Annotated in this window: 23 protein-coding genes and 1 pseudogene; 14 read left to right on the top strand and 10 right to left on the bottom strand. The window is 69.9% G+C overall.

Annotation, left to right across the window (positions count from 1 at the left end; translation table 11 throughout):
- The first annotated feature begins 832 nt into the window (after positions 1 to 832).
- From ACZ4M3_RS30275 to ACZ4M3_RS30260, 4 genes are read left to right on the top strand one after another with little or no spacing between them, the layout of a single operon-like run.
- On the top strand, positions 833 to 1,234 hold the full coding sequence (locus tag ACZ4M3_RS30275; RefSeq protein ID WP_467737997.1) for a hypothetical protein: 402 nt from the start codon (positions 833 to 835) through the stop codon (positions 1,232 to 1,234).
- A 35-nt stretch (positions 1,235 to 1,269) separates the two neighbouring features.
- Positions 1,270 to 1,896: a Mu transposase C-terminal domain-containing protein gene (locus ACZ4M3_RS30270; protein WP_467737995.1), complete on the top strand. Its 627-nt coding sequence runs from the start codon at positions 1,270 to 1,272 to the stop codon at positions 1,894 to 1,896.
- Positions 1,896 to 2,672, top strand: a complete 777-nt coding sequence (locus tag ACZ4M3_RS30265) for an AAA family ATPase (protein ID WP_467737993.1) — start codon at positions 1,896 to 1,898, stop codon at positions 2,670 to 2,672. Before ACZ4M3_RS30270 ends, ACZ4M3_RS30265 begins: the two co-directional genes overlap by 1 nt.
- Complete coding sequence (locus ACZ4M3_RS30260; RefSeq protein ID WP_467737991.1) at positions 2,672 to 3,676, top strand: hypothetical protein; 1,005 nt, start codon at positions 2,672 to 2,674, stop codon at positions 3,674 to 3,676. Before ACZ4M3_RS30265 ends, ACZ4M3_RS30260 begins: the two co-directional genes overlap by 1 nt.
- A 128-nt stretch (positions 3,677 to 3,804) precedes the next feature.
- Here ACZ4M3_RS30260 and ACZ4M3_RS30255 read toward each other — a convergent pair whose 3' ends face one another.
- The 3 genes from ACZ4M3_RS30255 to ACZ4M3_RS30245 form a co-directional block, all read right to left on the bottom strand.
- Positions 3,805 to 4,107, bottom strand: coding sequence for a hypothetical protein (locus ACZ4M3_RS30255; protein ID WP_467737989.1), 303 nt, complete (start codon positions 4,105 to 4,107; stop codon positions 3,805 to 3,807).
- A 156-nt stretch (positions 4,108 to 4,263) separates the two neighbouring features.
- A complete protein-coding gene (locus ACZ4M3_RS30250; protein ID WP_467737987.1) occupies positions 4,264 to 5,259 on the bottom strand; it encodes a hypothetical protein in 996 nt (331 codons plus the stop codon).
- A gap of 420 nt (positions 5,260 to 5,679) precedes the next feature.
- Positions 5,680 to 6,030, bottom strand: a complete 351-nt coding sequence (locus tag ACZ4M3_RS30245; RefSeq protein WP_467737985.1) for a hypothetical protein — start codon at positions 6,028 to 6,030, stop codon at positions 5,680 to 5,682.
- Positions 6,031 to 6,140: 110 nt separating this feature from the next.
- Between ACZ4M3_RS30245 and ACZ4M3_RS30240 the strand changes: the two genes are divergently transcribed.
- The 3 genes from ACZ4M3_RS30240 (at position 6,141) to ACZ4M3_RS30230 (ending at position 7,152) form a co-directional block, all read left to right on the top strand.
- Positions 6,141 to 6,395, top strand: a complete 255-nt coding sequence (locus tag ACZ4M3_RS30240) for a hypothetical protein (RefSeq protein ID WP_467737983.1) — start codon at positions 6,141 to 6,143, stop codon at positions 6,393 to 6,395.
- A 170-nt stretch (positions 6,396 to 6,565) separates the two neighbouring features.
- The gene (locus tag ACZ4M3_RS30235; protein ID WP_467737981.1) at positions 6,566 to 6,901 is read left to right on the top strand and encodes a DUF6233 domain-containing protein; all 336 of its coding nucleotides are present in this window, start codon (positions 6,566 to 6,568) and stop codon (positions 6,899 to 6,901) included.
- 23 nt (positions 6,902 to 6,924) lie between these two features.
- Positions 6,925 to 7,152 (top strand): hypothetical protein, encoded by a 228-nt coding sequence (locus ACZ4M3_RS30230; protein ID WP_467737979.1) that lies wholly within the window; start codon positions 6,925 to 6,927, stop codon positions 7,150 to 7,152.
- 171 nt (positions 7,153 to 7,323) lie between these two features.
- Here the strand turns inward: ACZ4M3_RS30230 and ACZ4M3_RS30225 are convergent, their stop codons facing one another.
- Positions 7,324 to 9,243, bottom strand: coding sequence for an SMI1/KNR4 family protein (locus ACZ4M3_RS30225; protein WP_467737977.1), 1,920 nt, complete (start codon positions 9,241 to 9,243; stop codon positions 7,324 to 7,326).
- A 641-nt stretch (positions 9,244 to 9,884) separates the two neighbouring features.
- On the opposite strand from ACZ4M3_RS30225, the gene ACZ4M3_RS30220 reads away from it, so the two are divergent.
- On the top strand, positions 9,885 to 10,547 hold the full coding sequence (locus ACZ4M3_RS30220) for a DUF4232 domain-containing protein (protein ID WP_467737975.1): 663 nt from the start codon (positions 9,885 to 9,887) through the stop codon (positions 10,545 to 10,547).
- Positions 10,548 to 10,588: 41 nt separating this feature from the next.
- Here the strand turns inward: ACZ4M3_RS30220 and ACZ4M3_RS30215 are convergent.
- A pseudogene (locus ACZ4M3_RS30215) lies at positions 10,589 to 10,900 on the bottom strand (pyridoxamine 5'-phosphate oxidase family protein); the annotation flags it as partial.
- 38 nt (positions 10,901 to 10,938) lie between these two features.
- Here ACZ4M3_RS30215 and ACZ4M3_RS30210 point away from each other — a divergent pair.
- Both ACZ4M3_RS30210 and ACZ4M3_RS30205 read left to right on the top strand, forming a co-directional pair.
- Positions 10,939 to 11,448 (top strand): helicase associated domain-containing protein, encoded by a 510-nt coding sequence (locus ACZ4M3_RS30210; RefSeq protein ID WP_467737973.1) that lies wholly within the window; start codon positions 10,939 to 10,941, stop codon positions 11,446 to 11,448.
- A complete protein-coding gene (locus tag ACZ4M3_RS30205; protein WP_467737971.1) occupies positions 11,429 to 11,836 on the top strand; it encodes a hypothetical protein in 408 nt (135 codons plus the stop codon). The genes ACZ4M3_RS30210 and ACZ4M3_RS30205 overlap by 20 nt, the downstream gene beginning before the upstream one ends.
- Before the next feature lie 327 nt (positions 11,837 to 12,163).
- Here ACZ4M3_RS30205 and ACZ4M3_RS30200 read toward each other — a convergent pair whose 3' ends face one another.
- From ACZ4M3_RS30200 to ACZ4M3_RS30185, 4 genes are all read right to left on the bottom strand, one after another.
- Positions 12,164 to 14,176, bottom strand: coding sequence for an FG-GAP repeat domain-containing protein (locus ACZ4M3_RS30200; protein ID WP_467737969.1), 2,013 nt, complete (start codon positions 14,174 to 14,176; stop codon positions 12,164 to 12,166).
- Positions 14,177 to 14,279: 103 nt separating this feature from the next.
- The gene (locus tag ACZ4M3_RS30195) at positions 14,280 to 15,632 is read right to left on the bottom strand and encodes an FG-GAP repeat domain-containing protein (RefSeq protein ID WP_467737967.1); all 1,353 of its coding nucleotides are present in this window, start codon (positions 15,630 to 15,632) and stop codon (positions 14,280 to 14,282) included.
- 129 nt (positions 15,633 to 15,761) lie between these two features.
- Complete coding sequence (locus tag ACZ4M3_RS30190; protein ID WP_467737965.1) at positions 15,762 to 16,961, bottom strand: FG-GAP-like repeat-containing protein; 1,200 nt, start codon at positions 16,959 to 16,961, stop codon at positions 15,762 to 15,764.
- A 612-nt stretch (positions 16,962 to 17,573) separates the two neighbouring features.
- On the bottom strand, positions 17,574 to 17,726 hold the full coding sequence (locus tag ACZ4M3_RS30185) for a hypothetical protein (RefSeq protein ID WP_467737963.1): 153 nt from the start codon (positions 17,724 to 17,726) through the stop codon (positions 17,574 to 17,576).
- A 166-nt stretch (positions 17,727 to 17,892) separates the two neighbouring features.
- On the opposite strand from ACZ4M3_RS30185, the gene ACZ4M3_RS30180 reads away from it, so the two are divergent.
- From ACZ4M3_RS30180 to ACZ4M3_RS30165, 4 genes are all read left to right on the top strand, one after another.
- The gene (locus ACZ4M3_RS30180) at positions 17,893 to 18,321 is read left to right on the top strand and encodes an Lsr2 family DNA-binding protein (RefSeq protein ID WP_467737961.1); all 429 of its coding nucleotides are present in this window, start codon (positions 17,893 to 17,895) and stop codon (positions 18,319 to 18,321) included.
- Positions 18,322 to 19,045: 724 nt separating this feature from the next.
- Complete coding sequence (locus ACZ4M3_RS30175; RefSeq protein ID WP_467737959.1) at positions 19,046 to 19,312, top strand: hypothetical protein; 267 nt, start codon at positions 19,046 to 19,048, stop codon at positions 19,310 to 19,312.
- On the top strand, positions 19,294 to 19,539 hold the full coding sequence (locus tag ACZ4M3_RS30170; RefSeq protein ID WP_467737957.1) for a hypothetical protein: 246 nt from the start codon (positions 19,294 to 19,296) through the stop codon (positions 19,537 to 19,539). The genes ACZ4M3_RS30175 and ACZ4M3_RS30170 overlap by 19 nt, the downstream gene beginning before the upstream one ends.
- A 63-nt stretch (positions 19,540 to 19,602) precedes the next feature.
- Positions 19,603 to 20,157 (top strand): hypothetical protein, encoded by a 555-nt coding sequence (locus tag ACZ4M3_RS30165; RefSeq protein ID WP_467737955.1) that lies wholly within the window; start codon positions 19,603 to 19,605, stop codon positions 20,155 to 20,157.
- A 25-nt stretch (positions 20,158 to 20,182) separates the two neighbouring features.
- Here the strand turns inward: ACZ4M3_RS30165 and ACZ4M3_RS30160 are convergent.
- A partial coding sequence (locus ACZ4M3_RS30160) for a hypothetical protein (protein WP_467737953.1) occupies positions 20,183 to 20,372 on the bottom strand: 190 nt, incomplete at its 5' end.

Raw genomic sequence — 20,372 nt, 5'->3', positions numbered from 1 at the left:
CCCGCGGAGCGGGTACCTGAGCGCTGCGCGCTCAGGAGAGAACCGCCTCGCTGCGCTCGGCGGGGCTCGGCTTCGCCGAGCCAGGGCCGGCCCTTCGGGCCGGGTGTCCTTCGCTTCGCTCCGGACTGTTCGGGGTTTCGCTTCGCTCCACCCCGAACGGCCTGCTCCGCAGGCCTGGGTGACTCCGTTTCACGGGGTCCGGGCCTACGGCCCGTTGGGCGGGTCCGCTCCGCTCCCCCACCCGGGTCCTTCCGGCTCCGCCTTCAGGACCAGCCCGCTCCGCGGGCGGCTGGCAGCAGGGGTGGGGCGCGGCCGGCTTCTGGTCTGCGAGGCTCGCTGTGCTGGCCAGGACGGGCCTGAACGCTGCCCGCGGCTCACCGGTGCCGCTGTTGCGGATGACGAAGTCCACTGTCATCCGCATGCCGATTCCTGTCAGCCAGGTGACGAGCCAGCCTGGGGCGGCGCAGCAGCCTCGGGTCTACGATGAGGTCGGTCTCAGTTTTGGTGCTTCATTCTGATAGATGGATGGAGATTGGGTTAGGGGGTACCCCATGCTGGGGCCTGACTCGCCAGTGGAGTCATGGCCCTGACTGGCCTTCATACCTCGTATGCGCCGGCTCCCTTGGCTGTACCGGATGGCGGTGGGTGCTGTCAGTCGTATGCCGATACAGGTCAGTTGGGTGCCGAAGAGCTGGGATACCTGGGATCGGGGCGGCCGGCTGCGCTGTCCAGTGCTCGGCGCGGAGAGGGGCAGCGCGTGATGGAAAGTGGCGAGGATCCTGTGAGCGGCCCTGCCGCCGTGTTCCCGCCCCGGGCCGGACGGGCTGCGGCGATGCCCCGCCTGCTGGACCTCGATGAGCGCGGTGAACTGACGTCCGCTCACGTACGCCTGGTCGCCCAGGCGCTGGGGAAGTCGGAGCGGACCGTGTGGCGGTGGCTGGCCGCAGCCAGGGAAGACCGCCGTTTCGCCCGGATGGAGGCCTCGCACTTCACTGTCACCACGGAAGTGAGGCGGCTGCTGGCCCTGTGGGGTGGCAACGCCTCCCGCGTCCACGCCGAGCTGCTGCAGCGGGCAGCCAAAAACCCGGGCGCGCCTGCCCCGCCGTCTCTCTCCACACTGCACCGTGCGATCCGACGGGACCTGACCCGCGGCGAGCGGGCAGGACTCAAGAACGGCGAAGCCGCCAGAAACTCACCGGCGGCCGACTGGCCGACCCCGATGCCCCAGCCCTGACCTACGAGGCATTCATCGGACTGCTGCTGAACTGGGTGACCTGGTGGAACACCCGCCACCACCCGAGCGCTCTGAACGGCAAGACCCCCCTCGAGGCGTGGCAGGCCGACGCGACCCCGCTCACGGACGTGCGCGCCGAACAGCTGGCCACCTTCGCCCTCGAGGACGACGGACGGACGTACACGATCAGCACCAGCGGGGTGCGGTGGCGGCGCCGCGACTACCTCGCCCCCTGGATGAACGGCCGTACCGGCACCAAAATCTCCGTACGCCACCTCCCCCACCACGACGACACCATCGAAATCTTCGACGTCGCCACAGGCCACCACCTCGGGTCGGCGTTCCTGGCCACCGCCGCGAGCCGCGAGCAAATCCGCTCCGTCCAAGCAGCACGGAGCGCAGCAGCCCGCCGGCTCAAAGCCGACCTGAAGGCCGCGGAGAAACTACGCCGCCGCCGCTTCGAGGCCTCCACCACCGCCAGTCCGCCCCACTCCCTCGCCTCCCCCACCACCGCCCAAGCCGAAGAAGAACTGGGCGCAGCAGCGCAGGCAGACCGCCGTGCCCTGGCCCGCCCCGACCTTGTTCCGCACGGCCCCGCACCCCAGACCTGGGCGCGCCCCAGGCCACCGAGCGCATCCACTCCCAAGAGGGACGACAGCTGATGATCACAGAACTGGACTACGGACTCCTGCCCGACGAACGCGAAGACCACTTCCTGGGCCTGGAACAGGCGCAGCTGGTGGGCACCGACACCCTGCTGACCACACGCGACAACATCGAGGCCGTCATCGAGGCCAAGGCCATGATGTGCGTCTACGGACCCGCCGGATCCGGAAAGACCATGTCGGTCAACTCCGCGCTGCGCCACCTCGCCCCCGACATCACCCACCGCCTGGAACTGAGGGCCGGACCCACCCCCCGCGACATCCGCCACGGCCTCTTCCAGGCCCTGGGCCTGCCCGGCGAACCCCCAATACGGCCGATCGAGTTCGACACCCTCCTCAAAGAAGCCCTCGCCGAAGAGTTCCGGGTCCTGGTCTGCGACGAAGCCCAGTGGATGAAGAAGACCGGATTCGAGTTCTGGCGCCACCTGTGGGACGACAAACGCACCAACATCGCGGTGATCTTCGCCGGAGGCGACGGCTGCTACAAAGTCCTGCGCCGCGAGCCCATGCTCGCCTCCCGGATCTTCATCTGGCAGGAGTTCACCCGCATGTCCAAAGACGAGGTACGGGCCACGATCCCCGCGTTCCACCCCGTCTGGGCAGACGTCGACACCACGCTGATCGACGCGATCGACAAACAGGCCGCCCACGGCAGCTTCCGGAACTGGGCCAACCTCACCACCCACATCCTCGCCGGCATGAAGAAACTCAACCTCAAAAAGGTCGACGAAGACCTCGTGCGATGGGTCTACAGCAAGATCGGCGGCATGTAGTGGCCCCCGGCCGGCTCCCACCGGTCACAGTCCTCATCGACCGCCACGACCACCCCGACTGGACCACCGCCGCACTGACAGCCCACCACCCGCCCCAAGGACGCATCACCGTCCACCCCACCACCGCGGGCGGCGCACCCGCAGCCCTCGCCCACGACCTCCTCCACGCCCTCGGCAAACGACTCCCCGCCCACAGCGCCCCACACGGGACCTGGGCCGACTCCCTGGCGCCCGCGTGGAACACTGCCACCGCCTGGACACTCGCCCACCACATCAACCACATCACCGTCTGCCGCACCAACCGCCTCACCACCGCCCGCCACAGACAACTACTCACCCTGCGCGAACGGACCGGCATCCACCTCACCCTCCCATGGCACCAACCCCCGGACAGGGCCCTGGCCCAGTCCCTCGACGGCGTGGAGCACCAGGTCATCGACAACCTCGACCGGGCCCACGCCATCCTCCACACAGCCCTCCGGCCACCGACCGCCGACCCGCCCACCGACACCGCCCAAAGCCCAGACGACAGAAAGTGGATCACCCCGCCCCCACGCCGCTCCGGCACACCCGTGACCCGGCCACCCCGCGCCCCCTGCCCCGGCGCACACCACATCCCCCACCCGCCGGCGGTCCCCGCCCAGCAAGCCCACGAAGCGGTCCTGGCCAAGCGCCTCCACCAGATCGCACACCCACTACACGCGGCAGCCCTCACCATCCACGCCATCACCGGGGCAAGCACCGACCAACTCGCCCTGATACGCGGCACCGACATCGACGACTCCGCGCGCATCCTCAAGACCCACGACAGCCGAGCCCACCGCCACTGCCGGATCCACCCCGTACCCGGCTGGGCCAGCCCCCTGCTCACCACAGCGAAAACCCACGGCCGACTACAGGACCGCGCCCCCGACAGCCCACTCCTGCCCCTGATCAACAGCCAGAACAGCGAACAACTCCGCCACACCGCAACAGCGATCCGCTACCACCTGAACGGCCCCTGACCAGCAACAACCCCACACCGTCATACCAACCGGCAACAAACCGACCAGGCCAACCACCAAAAACGACAGCAACAGATCGGCATCCACGTCAGCACAAAAAACCTCAACAAGCCCCAGCCGAACAGCGCCTACCCAACAACCACCACACTGACATCACGCTGCCGAACCAACACCAACAAAAACCCACAGATCATCACCTCGGCCTCGCCAACACCACCTTCCGCCGCAACTTCCCCGGCATCTGCACCGAACTGTCCGACACCCCGGGCCCCGCGGGCGGCACGGCGGCCGCAGACGCCTACGGCAAGGTCAAAGCCGACAATGCCCGGCTCCGGCGCGACAACCGCGACCTCGCCGAACAGCTCGAACTCGCCATCGCCGCCATCCGACGCCTCACCATCGACAACGACCGGCTGCAAACCGCCGTCCACGATGCCCGTGCGGTCACCCCACTGCCCCGCCGCCCGCGCTTCTGACGGAAGGCCCGGCTGTGTAGAGCGGGTTGGAGCCGCAGGCGCGCTGCCTCATCTCCCGGGTGGTCGAGGATCTCTTCGCTGATGAGTTGGGACGGCCGGACACAGGCGGAGTCAGGCCCAGGGGTCATCGCACTGGACGCCCGGTAGCGCGTTGTTCAGCATCTGATCGAGGGTGCGGTCAAGTCCGTTGTCGTCGACATGTGCAATCCACGGCACATCGTCGAGGACCTGTGCCAGGCCGTCCGTGACCAGAACATCGAGCGTTGTCCGCAGATCGTCCGGGACGGGACCGTCCACGAGGCAGAGCCAGGCCAGTGCGGCAGGCACTCGGACGTCTGCGGGCTGTGTGGGATCAGTCCATAGAGCACGGGCCCAGACGGCGGTGCCGGCGACAGTGTGCTCGCGGCCCAGCTCCGCAACGGCCAGCACAAGGCTTGCGCGAACCCGGGGAGACCTCTCAATTATCAGGCGAGCACGGAGGGCGTCTGTGATGCGGCCTGCCTCGCCGGAGGCAGTGGCCAGGGTGTAGCAAGTGGAGGTACGAACGTCGGAGTCCGCATCGTCGAGAAGTGGAAGGAGCAGGTCGACATCGGCGGTTACGGCGTTGCGTGATGCTTCGATGGACCAGTTCATCAAGTAGCCGCTGCAGTCGGATCGCAGTTCCTGGGTAGCCACCTTGAGGAAGGTGCTGCGAGTGCCGTATCCCCAGTGTTCATTTCGCCCCGCCGCGGCGGCCAGGCCGAGTACGCCTGCACGTCCATGCGCCGAGGGGTCGGCAGCGATGCGCAGAAGGAACGGCACCGTCAGTGGGGCCACCGAGCCGACCGTGCCCTGGTGAACGACACTGCCCCACAGTAGATCCAGGGCCAGCCCTGCCGTCTCAGCGTCCTGGGAACGCAAGCGGGTCAGTCGCTCAGGCACGTCATGTCCCGAGCCGTAGGCATGCCCGAAGCGGCTCCAGGCCACCTCTTCGAGGAGGAACCCGTCCTTGACGTCCTTCGGCATGCCCGAGATCACCACGCGCACGTCGAGCTGCGTTCCCTCGTACAGCTCGAACCCGTGAGCCCGTACCTCCTCGTGATCAAAGACCAGCTCCTCAGACGTCATGCTTCTCCCCTGTTGCGCCGCCGGTCGGCAATCCCCCCTGTCGTATCACGCTGCACCGACACCGCCGGCCGAACACCCCTGACTCACCCGCTCCTCAGCGAACGCCAGATCACCCTTCTTCCCGACGCTCGACCGCGGTCAAACGGACGCTCATACGCCACCTCCGAACCGAGCGGACGCACCGGCGGGATCACCTCGGCGGCCTGCGCCAACATCGGCTCCACCGGCGGCCTGAGCACCACGTCCTACACCTCCCTCGTCCCCCCTCCAAGGGTCAGCCCGCTCTATGAGAGACCCGGCACTGCCCGGCCGACACCCCGGCCGACCACCCATCCGAGGGCTACAGCAGAACCGCCCCGCAGTGGAGAAATCGGTGTGACTGAGCGCCACAGTTGGCCAGCCGAGCAAAGTTGTTGGCCGTCAGCCCCTCCGGTCCTCAACCGTCCAGCCGTCCCCCAGCTCCCGACGCAACGCCTCCAGTGCAGTATCGGCCTCACGCTGGAACGATTCCTGCTGGTCACGGGTCCAAGGAGAGGGGCCCGCCGGATGGTCCCAGTCGAGTGAAGACTGGTACAGGTCGGCGAGCCTAGAGAGCTCGTTGCTGATGACCGGAGTGATGGGCAGCTTCTCCGGAGCACAGGGATAGCCGTAGGGGCTGTCGAGGTCGGGAGTGCCCGACGGGCCCGGCCACAAAGGGGTGTCGGCACGGTAATCGAAGAAGAATCGCAGGTGATAGGGCATGCCACCACAGCCTTTCACGGCGCCGAGCACACAAGAAGCCAACTGAAACGCTCAATGGCCAACTGGAGTGTTCAGTCACAATCGGCCCGCGTCATTGTCGGCACTCGCGCAATAATTCGAACACATGTTGCAATAGAGGAGTGAGAGCACCATTCCGCTTCCCCGATGACTTGCTCGCCCTCCAAAGGGCGTGGCTGCGTACTTACGCTGATCTCGCCGAGGCCCCGCCCGCCTCCGGTTCGACCGTACTGCGGCGCCGGATGATCGCCCTGTCCGCGCGCCTGCACACCCACCCCTACTGGGCGCAGCCCGCCGGCTGGCGGGCTGGCGGAGTCGAGCTGCGCCGCGTCGCCCGCAGCCACGCCCTGGCAGCGGTGGAACGGGAGCCGGCATGAACGAGCCCGAGCAGACCCCCCAGCCTCGCCCGCAGGTCGTCACATGGGCGCCGAGCCAGACCGGACCATGCGCCCGGTGCCACGCCGCCACATGCAGGTACGGGACGGGCGGGAACCCGCTGTGCGCGGCCTGTAGGGCGCTGCGGCGGGCGCAGGACGGAGGCTGAACCGTGTCCGTCCTGCCGCCTGATCTGCCGCGTCTGCGAACGCTGGTCACCTACCTGCGCGGCGAACTCGGCCGCGCCGAGCGGGCGCTGAACGCGGCCGAGGCCGCCGAGGCAGCCGCAGCACGGCGCCGCCGCCCGCCGAAGGAGCCGCCCGCGTGGTTGGTCGAGCGTGAGATCGGCGCCGACCGACCCCCGGGCCGCGTCCACATCGGAACATGCTGGGACACCGGCAAACACTGCGCCCCCGCCACCGCCGACCAGATCCGCGACCTGCTCGCCCAAGGCGTGCCGGCCTGCCCCCAGTGCCGCCCGCACACCGCACTCGCAGTGCTGGAATGAAGGGCCGGCAGCAGGGTGGAGGAATGAGCCCCGCCCTACGCGTGATCGTCTACCCGCCCGATGCCCAGGGCGGGCGCCGCGTCCGCTGCGACGGCGAAATCCTCGGCCGTGCCCTCGGCCCCGGTGATCTTCTGGAGTTCCTGCGGCGGGCCGGCCTGGATCCCGACAATGTCCGGCTGGACGATCCGCTGCTGATCGAGTGGCGTGGCGGCGGACCCACCGTGTGGAGCCCCTACACCGACGAGCAGTGAGCGCAGCCGTGCGGGAGCGAAGCTCGCCCGTGGGTCCTGGCCAGGCCCAACACGACCAGACCGTGCAAGCGCCCGACGTCCCCGCCCACCGTGTCCGGGCGGCCGAAGCAGACATCACCACCCACCCCCTGCACAGCCCCAGAAGCGCGGACGAGGCCGGGGCCAGCGGGGTTAGCTGATGCTGATCATCATGTACGTCTCTCCGGGGCCGGGAGGGCGGCTCCAGGAGAGCGACTCGAAGGTGTGCAGCCGGCCCTCGGTGAGGGCGAGGCGAGGCAGGGTGACACCGTGGAGGCGGGCGATGGCGTCCAGGACGCGGGCTGCCGCCGCGGCCTGACCGTCCCCGTCGGGGGCATCGAACCCGAGGGTGGCCGAGGTCAGTTCGGCAGGTACGTCGCCGACGGTGGCTTCGAGCGTCCCGGCGCGCACGGTGAACGCGTAGCGCAGGGTGCCACCCTTGGCGGCCGACACGTGGAAGAGCGGGATGCCCTGGCGCCACTCGTGCCAGATCACGATCGCCCACCCTCCGCCGGCCGAGGCGGCCGGCGCGGGAGAGACGAAGCGCGCGGTGTCGAATCCCGCGGAAGGGTCCTGTTCGAAGGCGAAACTCCAGCCCGACACGACCCGTCCGACGCTGAGAAGCGCCTTGTCGTCGTAGCTGGAGAAGACCTGCTGGCCGGATCGGTGGTGCCGGGTGACATCCCACTGCCGCAGGGGTGGGGAGAGCACCGTGCCGGGCGATGAGCCGAGCAGCGCGGGCAGCTCGTCCGGGGCTACGCCTTCGACGAGGATCATCCGGTAGTCGCTGACCGATGTCTGCCAGGGGCGCAGCCCGCCGGGCCGGACGAGCCAGGACAGGCCGTCGGGGTTCCGGTCGCCGGCGGGAACCGGGGCCGGGCCGCTCTCGCCGCCGCGCGGGGTCCGCAGGAGTTCGAGGCGCCGTTCCGCGGTCAGTACAGGGGCGAGCAGCGGGTCGGCGAGCAGGCCCACCGGCGCGATGTGGCCCGGGCCGAGCGGCTCCCACAACGGGATCGCGGCACGCAGAATGTGCCAGGCGGCATCGGTGTCGCCCCACCGGGCCTGCTCGCGGGCCTCGTGGACGGCCGCGCCGAACGCTCCGCCGGGCCGGTAGCGGTACGTCCCCTCGCGTACGGCGCGCTGGATGTCAGCTGCGGCCCGGGCGGTGTCGGGGAAGATGGCAGGGTCGGAGTAGTGCCAGTCCTCCGCGGGCCGGCCGCTGTTGAGCAGATCGGCGGCGGTCAAGGGGAGCTGTTCGCTGAGGAAGCGTGGGTTGTCGGGGTTCGGCGGCTGGACCCCGCGCCCACGCGATCCCTTCAGCTGCGCTATCTGATTCAGGAGTTCGAGCGCGTACGGCCGGCCGTACTTCTGCGCTTCCTCCAGCAGGGCGGCCGCCTCTTCGTGCCGGCCGCCCAGTGCTGCGGTCCGGGCCCGGGATACGGCGGCGTCCTGGGCCCGGGTCGTCCCGTTGACGAATGCGGGGCCGTTCTCGCCGTCCCGGCCGGGCGCGTGCGCGTGGAACTCCTGGTGCATGGCGACCATGAACGCCGCAAACGACGGATACCGCTCAGGGTTCCCCTCGGCCCGCCAGGAAGCCCACACCCGCACCGCCCACTCGCCGTCCGGTCCCACGTCCTGCGGGTCGAGTAGCACGAAGGTGATATCCGACTCGACGTCCAGTTGCAGCGCCCGGGACCACAGGCCCACCTGCGCCCGCACTTCGTCGGGGTTGTCCTCCTCGCCCCAAAACTCGTCGAAATCCTCGCCGAGGCCCATCGCGTCGTCGTGCCAGTGCGCCTCGCGGGTGCCGGCCAGTTTCCAGACGAAGGCGCCGGCGTGCCGCCAGCCGTCGCTGACCCGCAGGAACTCGCGGTAGGAGGGCGGCATCGCGCGGCCGAGCCGGTTCTCCATCGCAGCGATGTCTGCCTCGGTGGCCGGATCGACGCCGAGCCATCTGCCCTGCCATGCTGCGACGTCGTCGGGGCTCAGCTCTTCAACGTCACCGTGTGCGTCCGCCCACTCCTCGCTCCACCGGGCCAGAAAGTTCCGCCAGTCGATATGTTTGATCTCCATGCCGGTGATCCTCGCAGCGGGCACCGACAACGGGGTGTCGCGATGTCATCCGGCACCGTAGGACTCCACATAGCCGAGACCTTCACCAGGACGGCTTCGTCGAACTTGATGTGATGCGGCGCTCGCCGCTGCGGTTGTTGAGGTACACGCGTTCCATCATGATTCCTCCTCGGTGGCTGGCTGTGGTGCGGTGGGGATCAGCGGCTGCTCGTGGCGAGCGTGAGGGCGGCAGCGACCGTGTCGGCCAGGGGGCATCGTCGGTGGCAACCCGGCCGCACTCATCCGCACCCGCCACAACGACGACATCGCCCGTCTCTCGACCTCGCCTGGTGGCACTGGCCCGCAGAGCACCTCACCGCACACATCCGGGCCATCATGTCCGGCACCGTCGACGACCTCCAAGAGATCGCTCCCCGGACCAGAGCACCGGCCCTCACGAACAGCACACGAGGAGGGGCGAACGTTGTCTGAGGCGGCACCGGCTCACGCCGCAGGCGCGGCGCGCCGAGGCGATCGTGGTGGACTCGGCAACACACCGTCATCAACCTGTGAAGGTTCTGCGGGACGCTGGTGCTCAGCTCGAATCCTCAGGCCCAGTCCAGCCGGCGCACTTCGCGCTTCTCATCGGGGGGAACCACACCATGAGCACCGTACGCAGAGCCGCTGCCGTCCTCGCCGCCGTATCCGCACTGGCCGCCCTGACTGCCTGTGGACCCTCCGAGGACACCGCGGGGGGCGGGGCCGGCGGGTCGACCGCGAGCCCGGCGAAGTCCGCCACGCCGGCCGCACCGCCGACGCCGGCCAAGCCGACCGCGTCGGCCAAGCCGTCGACGACGTCAAAGCCGGCGAAGCTGCCGAAGCCGACGAAGCCCTCCACCGATCCCGGCTTCGACGTCTTCCCGTGCAGCACGTTCGACGTGAAGTTCACCGCGACCCTGGCAGAGCCCACGACGAGCAGCTACCTGCTGAAGATCACCAACAAGGGCACCAAGGCGTGCAGGGCACTGGGGCATCCGATCGTGGCCTTCGGTGGCCTGGCCGGCCAGGCCACCGAGCGCGGCACGGCTCCCGGCATCGAGGACGCGATCAGGCTCGACCCGGGGGAGTCGGCGTACGCTGGGCTGATGGGCGGCGCCAACGACGGCAAGGGCAAGACCGTCAACTCGATCGGGCTGACCATGAACACGGAGTCGGACCTGGAGCAGACCCCGCTGACGGCGTCGACTCCCGGTCTGTACGTCTCCCCCGACAAGAACTCCGTGACGGCCTGGATGGACAACGCCGAGGACGCTCTCAGCCTCTAGCGCTGCGTCGCGCGTGCCCTGGACCCGCCCGGCGCCGAAGCTCAGGCGAAGCGCCAGCGGGTCTGGCTGTACGGGGCCTTGCCGAAGCCGAAGACCGTGCGCGGGGCGACCGCGAAGACCACCGCCTCCCCGGCACCGGGGTTGACGAAGACGCCGTCGCCGACGTCGAAGTGCCATTCCGCGGCGAGCGCACGCAACCGTCCGGCGTCGGTCACCCTCACTGCCTCGCCCTCGACGACCAGGTCGAGGCCCCCGTGGAGGGAGTTGCTTCCGGTGGTGAGCGCGACGTTCGGATTGCCGCGGAGGTTCTCGGCCTTGCGCTCGTACAAACCCGTGCAGAAGTGAAGCGCGCCGCCGCCCAGACACCGATGAGGAGGACGGTGACCTACGCGTGCCGTTCACGTTCCGGGTGCCCGCCGCCGTCGAGGGCCAGGAGGCGGAAGGCGCGGGGTGGCCGGCCTCGCTCGCCGGGTTCCCGCTGGGGCAGTGGACCGCCGACGCGCGCAGGTCCTACGCCCGCGGGGACATGGACGAGGACCGCGTCGCCCAGCTGGAGAAGCTCGGCATGATCTGGTCGCACTTCGACGTCGCGTGGGAGGAGGGTCTGTCCGCCGCGCGGGGGTGGGCGGCCGAACACGGGCACCTCCTGGCGCCGCTGGACGCCACCTTCCAGGGCGCGAAGGTGGGCATCTCCCTGAAGAACGCGCGGGCCGCCGCCCGGAAGGCCGCCGAGAACGAGCAGCGGCGTGCCGAGGGGCTGCCGGTGGAGTCGTCGGCCGGGGTGCTGCGGATGAGCGGCGCGGGCAGCTGGAGGAGATCGACGCGTCCTGGTGCCCGAGAGCTGGCCGGTGACGTGGCAGCGCTGCTCCCACCTGTTCCGGATGCACCTGGACGCCGGTGAGGCGCTGCCCACCGAGGCGGGCGACGTCGTGCGCCAGGGCAAGGATCTCGGGCGGTGGGTGCAGTCGGTCCGGCTCGGCTGGGACCAGCTCACGAGCGTGCAGCAGTGGATGCGCGAGAAGGTCCTCGGGATCGAGCCCGCAGCCGAGGACGAGAAGCCGAAGCCGCGCCGTACGCAGGCCGACAAGTGGGCGATGAACTACGAGGCCGCCAAGCAGATCTACGAGCGCGAGGGCCCATCTGACGGTGCCCCGCAAGCACGTGGAGACCGTGCGCTCCGAGGACGGCCGGGATCTCCAGTTCCGCCTGGGGGCATGGGTCAACAACCAGCGGCCAAGCCGCCGCGCCGTCCCCGGAGCGGGTGGAGCAGCTGTCCAAGGTCGGGATGAGGTGGGCATAGCCGTACAACGCGCAGCGGGGCGGGAGCAGGTGTTCCTGTCCCCGCCCCGCTGCGGTCGTCATGCGCCGGCTTCCCCTGCTGGCGGGTCTGCAGGCTGCTCATCACCGGGTTCGGCAGGGGGCATAGGGACGAGTTGGTCTGTGTCAGACAGCTCCTGCGCCCGGTGAATGCCCTCGATCGGAGGGCAGTCGTTGCCGGTGACGATGATCTGCAGGCGGTTGACGTGTTCCGTGGCGGTACGTAGCGGGCTGGCGTAGACCCGAACCATGGCACCAGCTGCCTCGGCGGCAGGTTGGTGCGCAGGTCCCGTTGTGGTCTACCAGCCGGAGCCGGTCTGGGTGCGGGTGCCGAAGGTGGTGGTGCCGGTTCCGGGGTAGAGGTAGAGGTCGCCGGTTGACGTGGCGGGCGCCTGGATGGCGGCGAGGTCGCCCTTGCCGTCACCGTTGAAGTCAGCGCCGACGAGCTGGCGCATGATGTCCCAGCCGGATCCGGTCTGGGTGCGGGCGCCGAGGGTGCTCATGCCGGTGAGCGTGCCGGTGCCGGGGTAGGCCCACAGTTTGCCGTCGTGGTCGACGGCCACCAGGTCCGCCTTGCCGTCGGAGTTCAGGTCGCCCGGGCTGGTGAGTTCGGACAGGCTGTTCCAGCCGGCGCCGATCTGCTGGCGGTCTCCCAGACCCGAGCCGGTGCCCGGGTAGGCCCAAAGGGTGCCGGAGGGGTCGATGGCCAGCAGATCGGGTTTGCCGTCCTTGTTGAGGTCGAGGGCGGTCAGGTCCCTCATGGTTGCCCAGCCGGTGCCGATCTGGGTGCGGGCGCCCAGGGTGTTCATGCCGTTGGCGCCGCCGGTGCCTGGGTAGAGCTGGAGGGTGCCGGTCGCGGCTTCGATGGCGAGGAGGTCGGTCTTTCCGTCGGCGTTGAAGTCGCCTGCGGTGAGTTTGTTCATGCCGTTCCAACCGGTGCCGATCTGGATACGGTCGCCGAGGGTGCCGTTGCCGTTGCCCGGGTACAGCCAGAGTTTACCGGTGGCGGCTTCAATCCCGGCGATGTCCTGCTTGCGGTCGCCGGTGAAGTCGCCGGCGGTCAGGTTGACCAGACCGGCGAGCGGGGGCGGCGTGGGCCAGGCCGTGCGGTAGGCCATGCGCTCGCCGGGGCGTTCGTTGACCATCCACAGCTCGTCGGTGCCGGGCAGGTAGGCGAGGTTTTCGTTGTAGATCCCGGTACGGGTCATCAGCCACACCGGTTCGTTGACGACACCGTGGTAGAGACAGCTCGGCAGGTGCACTGTGCCGCCGTCCACGTATTCCGGGCAGGGAGCGGACAACGTGATCCGGCCCTTGTCCATGGCGACGCCCTGGGTTCCGCCGATGGGGGAGCTGAACGCTTCGGAGGCCTGGACCCGGCCGGTCGCGTCGGCCTTCAGAATGCCGGTCACGGGATCGATGGGCCAGCGGACGATCGGAGCGGATGCGAGGTCGAAGGCGGCGCCGGTGTGCTTGTTGTCCATCTCGGCGGTGACCAGAGCGGGCTGTGGGCCGCTCAGGTCGAGGGAGGCGGAGGACAGGCAGGGGCGTTCGGGAACGCCCATGTAGGCGCCGCAGCCGCTGCCGGCGCCGGTGTAGGCATAGCTGCCGGTGCGCGGCAGGACGTAGGTGTCGGCGCCGGTCTGCCAGATGTCGTTGACGTCGAAGACGTCGAAACCGCTGCCGATGCTCGCCACGTAGAGGCGGGTGCCGGCCCATACGACGGCGTTGGCGTGTCCGAGGGTCAGCGGCCCGTAGCTGGTGCCGTCGGCGGACAGGCCGACGAGCTGAACGTGCCGGTAGCGGACGGCGGCCGGGTCGGTGACGTCGGTGAAGGTGAGGTCTTCGGTGCCCCCGGGTCCGTACCAGCTGGTGACGACGGTCTTGCGGCCCCCGGCCATCGAGACGGTGACGCCCTGCGGGGTCCAGGATCCGGAGGCGTCGTCCTCGGCGGACCAGCAAAAGCCCTGGGCGCCGGTGATGTGGGTGGGGTGACACAGAGGCCGGGCGGAGGTGTCCAGGGCGTTGTCGAGCATGCCGGTGACGGTGGTCCGCTCCAAGGCCGGGTGGGCTGCTTCGTACGTGGCGACCCGGGCGGCGTCGGCGCCCGTGTCCCATTTCAGGCCGAGGCCCGCGGTGCTGGTGCGGGTGATGGCGTTGGGGGTGGCGAGGGAGGCGTCGGTGATGGCGGGCAGTGCGGATGCGGGGCCGGCGGTCGCGAGGCCCGCGGCCAAGGCCGCCACGGCGCCGAGGGCGGCGGTGGCTCTTCTGATCCGGGCCGGGGTTCGGGTGTTGCGGGCGGGGGCGGGCATGGCGGGCGGTCCTTCCGGTTCGGCCGGCGGTTGTGCGCGGGGGCCGCCGCGCACCCGGTCGGGGGTGACGCGGCGGCCCCGGTGAACTGGGGGTTGGCAGGGGTTACCAGCCGGTGCCGATCTGGGTGCGGGCTCCCAGGGTGTTGGTGCCGTTGATGGCGCCGGTGCCGGGGTAGCTGTAGAAGGTCCCGGTGTCGCCGACCTTGGCCTGGACCGCGTCCACGTCCCCGATGCCGTCGCCGTTGAAGTCGCCGCTGACGAGGTTGGTCATGGCGCTCCAGCCGGTGCCGATCTGGGTGCGGGCTCCCAGGGTGTTGGCGCCGTTGAAGGATCCGGTGCCGGTGTAGACGTAGAGGTTGCCGGTGGAGACCTCTCGGGCGACGAGGTCAGCGCTGCCGTCCTTGTTCAGGTCGCCGGGGCTGACGATCTGGTCCATGCCGTTCCAGCCGGAGCCGATCTGGACGCGGGCGCCGAAGGTGGCGTTGCCGTTGCCGGGGTAGGCGAAGAAGTTGCCGGTGGAGGACTCGACGGCCACCAGGTCGCTCTTGCCGTCCTTGTTGAGGTCGACGCCGGCCAGGTCGTGCATGCCGTCCCAGCCGGTGCCCGCCTTGACGCGGTCGCCGAAGGTGCCGTTGCCGTTGCCCGGGTAGATCCACAGGACGCCGTCGTTGTCGACGGCGGCGAGGTCAAGCTTGCCGGAGCCGGTGAAGTAGCCGGAGGTGAGCTCGCTCATGGTGTTCCAGCCGGTGCCGACCTGGACGCGGGCTCCGAGCTGGCCGCCGCCGGTGCCCGGGTAGTAGAAGAGCTTCCCGCTGGAGGTTTCCACAGCGACGACGTCGGCCTTGCCGTCGCCGCCGAAGTCGCCGCCGGCGAGGTTGGTCATGCCGGCGTCCGTCGGCGTCGGGGCGGCTTCGACGATCTTGTTGTAGCGGTACGGGCGGTAGCCGTTGTTGTTCAGGTAAGTGCGGGTGTAGTAGGAGGAATCGATGCGGGCGTTGGTGCCCGGGCGGGCCTCCTCCCAGATCTTGGCGGTGGTATGGCCGGCGTCGGCCCAGCCGCCGAAGAGCACGACGTGGGAGTCGATGTTGTCCAGCATGTCACCGGGCTGCAGGTCGTCCAGGCTTGCCAGGCGGGTGGCCACATCCGGCAGGGACCACGTGGTGAGGCTGGTGTTGAGGTGCCAGGCCATCGAGATGAAGCCGGAGCAGTCCTGGCGGTAGTTGCGGCCCTGCGGGTCCGGGTCGTAGTCCGACTGGCTGTAGGGAACGCCGCGGTCGACCCAGTACTGGGCGCGGGACATGACCTCGGCGGTGGTGATGGAGCCGCCGACGGTGGAGGTGCTCGCGGCAAGAGCCGGGGAGGAGGCGATTCCGGTCACGCTCAGTCCGGTGATGGCGGCCGCAGCGACCAGGGCGGCGACGGTGGTCTTCTTCAGCTTGGTCGGAAGCTTGAACACGGTGGATCTCCTGAGATCTCTAAGTGAAGGGTGTGCGGCGAGCAGCCGCAGTGATGCGAAGTCCTGGAGTGCGCTTGGCTGACAACAGGTGCCTTGGCGCGGGCCGACGCCGGCGTGCGCCCGGGTGGGTTACCAGCCAGTGCCGATCTGGGCGCGGTCAGCGAGGCCTCCGCTGCCGTTGCCGGGGTAGAAGTAGAAGGTGCCGGTGGAGCCGGTGGGGGCCTGGACGGCGTCGAGGTCGCCCTTGCCGTCGCCGTTGAAGTCGGCGCCGACGAGCTGGCGCATGCTGTCCCAGCCGGAGCCGATCTGGTTGCGGGCGCCGAGGGTGTTCATGCCGTTCAGGGAGCCGGTCGCCGGGTACTTCCACAGCGCGCCGGCGGGGTCGACGGCGACGAGGTCTTCCTTGCCGTCTGAGTTGAGGTCACCAGGAGAGGTGAGTTCGGTCAGGCTGCCCCAGCTGGAGCCGATCTGGACCCGGCCGCCCAAGGTGCTGTTGCCGTTCAGGGAGCCGGTGCCGGGGTAGGCCCACAGAGCGCCTGCCGTGTCGATGGCCAGCAGGTCGGGCTTGTTGTCCTTGTCGAGATCGATCGCGGCGAGGTCCCGCATCGAGCCCCAGCCGGAGCCGATCTGAGTACGGGCGCCGAGGGTGCCGTTGCCGTTGCCGGGGTAGACGAACAGGTTCCCGGTGGAGTTCTCGACCGCCACGAGGTCCGCCTTGCCGTCGCCGGTGTAGTCGGCAGCCGTGAGGTTGCTCATGCCGTTCCAGCCCGAGCCGATCTGGGTGCGGGCGCCGAGGGTGCCGTTGCCGTTGCCGGGGTAGAGCCAGAGCTTGCCGGTGGCGGACTCGACGCCGACGAGGTCCCTCTTGCCGTCAGCGGTGAAGTCGGCGGCGGTGAGGTGGACCATGCCGACTGGTGCGGGAGGAACGGCCGTCGCGGGGTAGGGGTCGGCGTGATCGCCACCGAGGCCTGCCCCGGCTCCGCAGCTGCCCCACGCCCCCGCGCCCTGTCCGGCAAGGATCTTCTCGGCGATGAGGATCTGCTGCTGCTTGGTGGCCTGGTGGGGGTAGGTGGCGTACTCGCGTCCGCCGTAGGCGTTCCACGTCGACAGCAGGATCTGAACGCCGCCGTAGTAGCCGTTGCCGGTGTTGATCTGCCAGTTCCCGGTGGACTCGCACTGGGCGACCCTGTCCCAGGTGCTGACAGAGGCGGCGTTTGCGGGGACGGTGGCGATCAGGCCGGCGCCCAGGCCGACGGCGGCCAGCGCGGCCGTGGTGATGGCGGCGGTCTTCTTGGTGACACGACGCTTGCTGTGGTGTGTTTCGGGCATGACGGAGCCTCACGGGTGGCGACAGGGGGTGGCGGTGACGGCGCAGGAAGCTGCGGCCGGGTGGTGCGAAGCATGTGGTGGCCGGGAACGGCCGGAGGGCATTGGGCTGCTGACAGCTGCCCTGCAGGAGCAGCTGGGAGACCGGGCCCGGATCAGGCGAGAGCGGGGTTAGGACCAGCCCATGGTCAGCGCGCTGACGGTTGGTGTGGAGAGAGCGGCCGCGGCCTGAGCGGCCGACGCGGTGGTTTCGGCGGTGGCCGTGGTCGCAGAGAACATCAGCGAGGCGGCGACGGCGACGGCGATCGCAGTGGCTCTAGCAGCAGCGGGCTTACCGGACGTGCGGAGCTTGGCTGGGGGGTTTTCGGGCATGACGGGGCCTCACAGGGGGTTCGACGACGTTGGGTGAGCTGCGGGGGCCCGAGCGAGCGGCGGGTCGGTGCCCGGTACGGCTCGTGTGGGCCGACGGGCCCGGGGGCTACTGATGCGGCCGGGGCCGCGGATGTGCGCGCGGCGTGGATGGGCCGAGGGGGTTGTGCGGTTGTGCGGCTGCTGTCAGCTGTCCTGCAGTAGCAGCTGCGCGCTGGTGATGAGAAGCCTTGGCAGGGCCGGGGGTTAGGACCAGCCCATGGTCTGCGTGGTGGCAGTCGGGACGGCCGAGGCGGTGGCGGGCGGGGTGTCGGCGCCGGCGGCGCCGGCGGAGGCCAGCAGGAGGGTGGTGGCGAGAGTGGTGACCGCGGCGGCCTGGGCGAGACGGATGCGAAGCATGGGGATGTTCCATTTCTGACGTCGGCTCGGATGTCCTGAACCGGTCTGCATCCCGCGGTGATGCTTTCCGGTCCTTTGCCTGCCGGGTGGTGTTCCCTGCTGGCAAGAACTACTTTCGCCGCTGGTCAGAGCAGTTGGAAGAGGTATCGGCTGGACCGAAACGGCCTTGGCCCATTGCGTCCACCACCGGGTCGGCGGGGCCGGATGCGGACAGCAGCGACTCGTAATACGGCGCGACCATCGGCGCCTGGGCCACCAGCAGCAACCAGCCGCCGACCTCGCCGAGCTGTCCGAACGCCGCGACAGCGAGGCCGCCCAGCGCGAAGCCGAAGAGAAAGTCACCAAGGCCAAGGCCGAACTGGAGAAGGCCCAGGAGGAGCTGCTCACCGTGAAGGCCGGCACCCGCACAACCACCACCGCGCCCACCCCGATCCGGGCGAGCCTGGGCAGCGGCCGCACCCGGGAGGAGCTCACCGCCATCAGGACGTGGGCGCGCGCCAACGGCCACCAGGTCGCCGACCAAGGCGTGGTGCCCAAGCGAATCCTGGAGGCGTACGACGCCACCCACCGGGCGCCGGTCCGGAAGGCCGGCTGACCGTGGCCGCCGACGACGCGATAGCCCTGGACCGGCTTCCTGGACGAGGAGACCGCGGCCGGCGACCTGCACGGGTCGACGGCACGGTTCCGCCTCACCGTCTCCCCCACGGACGGGCGCACGGACGAGATGATCCTGCCCTGCAGCGTCGCCGACCCGGCCATGGCGCGTACGGTCATCGACGACCTGGTCCCCGGCGACAAGCTCCGCGTCACCGGCCACCTCCGGCTGCCCCGCACGCCGGACGAACCGATGTGGCTGGTCGTCACCACGCTCGCCGTGCTGGCGACCGCGCCGCAGCTGTCCGACCCGGCCGCCCTCTTCACGGTCGTCATCGAGCGCTACGGCCCGTACATCTGCTGGTACGACGCTGAGGACTCCGGTGAGATCCCGATGTGGACCGAGGCCGGCGTCTGGGTCGGTACCCGCCGGAGACCCGAGCGCGCTGGACGAACTGATCCAGGCGTTCGAGCAGCGCCAGGCCGCCGGCGGCGAGTGAGGCCGTGCCCATCCGTCCCGAGAACCCGCACCGCCACCAGCACGACTGGAACGAGATCAGCGCGCGGATCCGGTTCGAGTGGGCAGGCGGCCGCTGCGAGTGCACGGGCCACTGCGGCCTGACTCATCCCGGCGGCCGCTGCCCCGCCGTCCACGAGGAGATCCACTCGGACACCGGGTCCGTGGTCGGCCTCACCACCACCCACCTCAACCACACCCGGAAGACGTGCGAGAGACGAATCTGCTCGCCGCCTGCCAGCTCTGCCACCTGCGGATCGACCACGGACACCACCGGGTCACCCGCTCGATCACCCTCGCCGCCCGGGCGGCCGCCGCCGGACAGCTCGGACTCCTCCCCGAGACCACACTCACCCGGACCGAGCCGCCCACCCCGCCGCGCCCCACCGGGGCCGCACCCCCGCGGCCGCGCTCCACCAGCTGCCCTTCCCCGAACCCGAACAGGAGACGAAGCCCGTGGCCCGCATCAGCGTGAAGATCACCCCGCTCCACCCCGACGGCACCGAATGCACCCACGCCGTCCGGCCCTCCGGCAAGCCCCGCGACGCCGGCTCCGGCTGCATCGGCCGCCGCAACTACGCCGTGGTGTGCAGCGTATGCGGCCCGGTCGGCGAGCCCCACGGCCTGCGCGTCCTCGCCGAGCCGGCGCAGAGCGCGCACCGCGCCAGCCACAAGGCCGCGCCCGTCCCGGCCACCCGCTGACCCCACCCGCTCCGGCCGCCGGAACCACCACGGTCCCGACGGCCCCGTCGAATGTGAGGACCGATGCCCACCACCGTCTTCGACCAGTTCGCCCGCCGCACCGCCGCCGTCACGGCCCAGCTCACCACACTGGGCATACCGCTCACCGCGCCGCCCCCGCCGCCCGCCGACCCGGACCCCGCCGACCCGTGGGCCAGCAGCTACGCCGTGCCGGTCGACCGCTCCACCCTCGCCTGGTGCACCGCCGTGACGATGCTCGCCCACCACCACCACACCGGCATCGACCGCCAGGTCCTCGCCGCCGACGCCCTGCTGCGCGAGCTCGGAGTCTGTGGTCTCGCCCAGCTCCACTTCGACCTCCACCACGGCGCCCCCGTCGACCACCGCTTCACCCGCTGCCTCTACTGCTCCGGCATCGGCGAGGACCCACCCAGCCGGACTGCAGTGAAGTCGGCTGCGCGCCGTGGCTCGAGTACCCCGAGCACGATCACGTGTGCCCGGTCTGCCATGGTGACGACTAGGACCGTTGACGGGCATGCGTTGTCAGCGGACGGCTGCCGGGAATGTCGCGTGGCGCCCCCTGGATTCCAGGGGGCGCCACCCGGTTTGTTTCGCTGAACTGCTTGCCTCCTAACTGATGTTGCTACGCGACGCCCATCTGGTAGGGGTTGCCGTAGCTGTTCATGACGGTCCCGGTGCCGGTGGCCAACCACAGGGTGCCGTTCGTGTCGGCACCGTGCCAGGCGGCTTCCCAGCCGCCGGTTGCGAGCGGCACGAGGGAGGGGCTGGACCCGGCGGCGACGCCCATCTGGTAGGGGTTGCCGTAGCTGTTC

The organism is Streptomyces sp. NPDC026522, assembly GCF_055567555.1.
Note: the sequence above shows the minus strand (reverse complement) of the source record. Positions and strands in the feature narration are given on the sequence as shown.

What these genes read in the sequence shown, in the direction of transcription:
- ACZ4M3_RS30275 (WP_467737997.1), top strand. Translation starts at nt 833, where the DNA reads ATGCCCCGCCTGCTGGACCTCGATGAGCGCGGTGAACTGACGTCCGCT.
- ACZ4M3_RS30220 (WP_467737975.1), top strand. Translation starts at nt 9,885, where the DNA reads ATGAGCACCGTACGCAGAGCCGCTGCCGTCCTCGCCGCCGTATCCGCA.
- ACZ4M3_RS30250 (WP_467737987.1), bottom strand. Translation starts at nt 5,259, where the DNA reads ATGACGTCTGAGGAGCTGGTCTTTGATCACGAGGAGGTACGGGCTCAC.
- ACZ4M3_RS30185 (WP_467737963.1), bottom strand. Translation starts at nt 17,726, where the DNA reads ATGCTTCGCATCCGTCTCGCCCAGGCCGCCGCGGTCACCACTCTCGCC.
- ACZ4M3_RS30205 (WP_467737971.1), top strand. Translation starts at nt 11,429, where the DNA reads ATGCACCTGGACGCCGGTGAGGCGCTGCCCACCGAGGCGGGCGACGTC.
- ACZ4M3_RS30165 (WP_467737955.1), top strand. Translation starts at nt 19,603, where the DNA reads ATGCCCACCACCGTCTTCGACCAGTTCGCCCGCCGCACCGCCGCCGTC.
- ACZ4M3_RS30200 (WP_467737969.1), bottom strand. Translation starts at nt 14,176, where the DNA reads ATGCCCGCCCCCGCCCGCAACACCCGAACCCCGGCCCGGATCAGAAGA.
- ACZ4M3_RS30230 (WP_467737979.1), top strand. Translation starts at nt 6,925, where the DNA reads ATGAGCCCCGCCCTACGCGTGATCGTCTACCCGCCCGATGCCCAGGGC.
- ACZ4M3_RS30190 (WP_467737965.1), bottom strand. Translation starts at nt 16,961, where the DNA reads ATGCCCGAAACACACCACAGCAAGCGTCGTGTCACCAAGAAGACCGCC.
- ACZ4M3_RS30225 (WP_467737977.1), bottom strand. Translation starts at nt 9,243, where the DNA reads ATGGAGATCAAACATATCGACTGGCGGAACTTTCTGGCCCGGTGGAGC.
- ACZ4M3_RS30265 (WP_467737993.1), top strand. Translation starts at nt 1,896, where the DNA reads ATGATCACAGAACTGGACTACGGACTCCTGCCCGACGAACGCGAAGAC.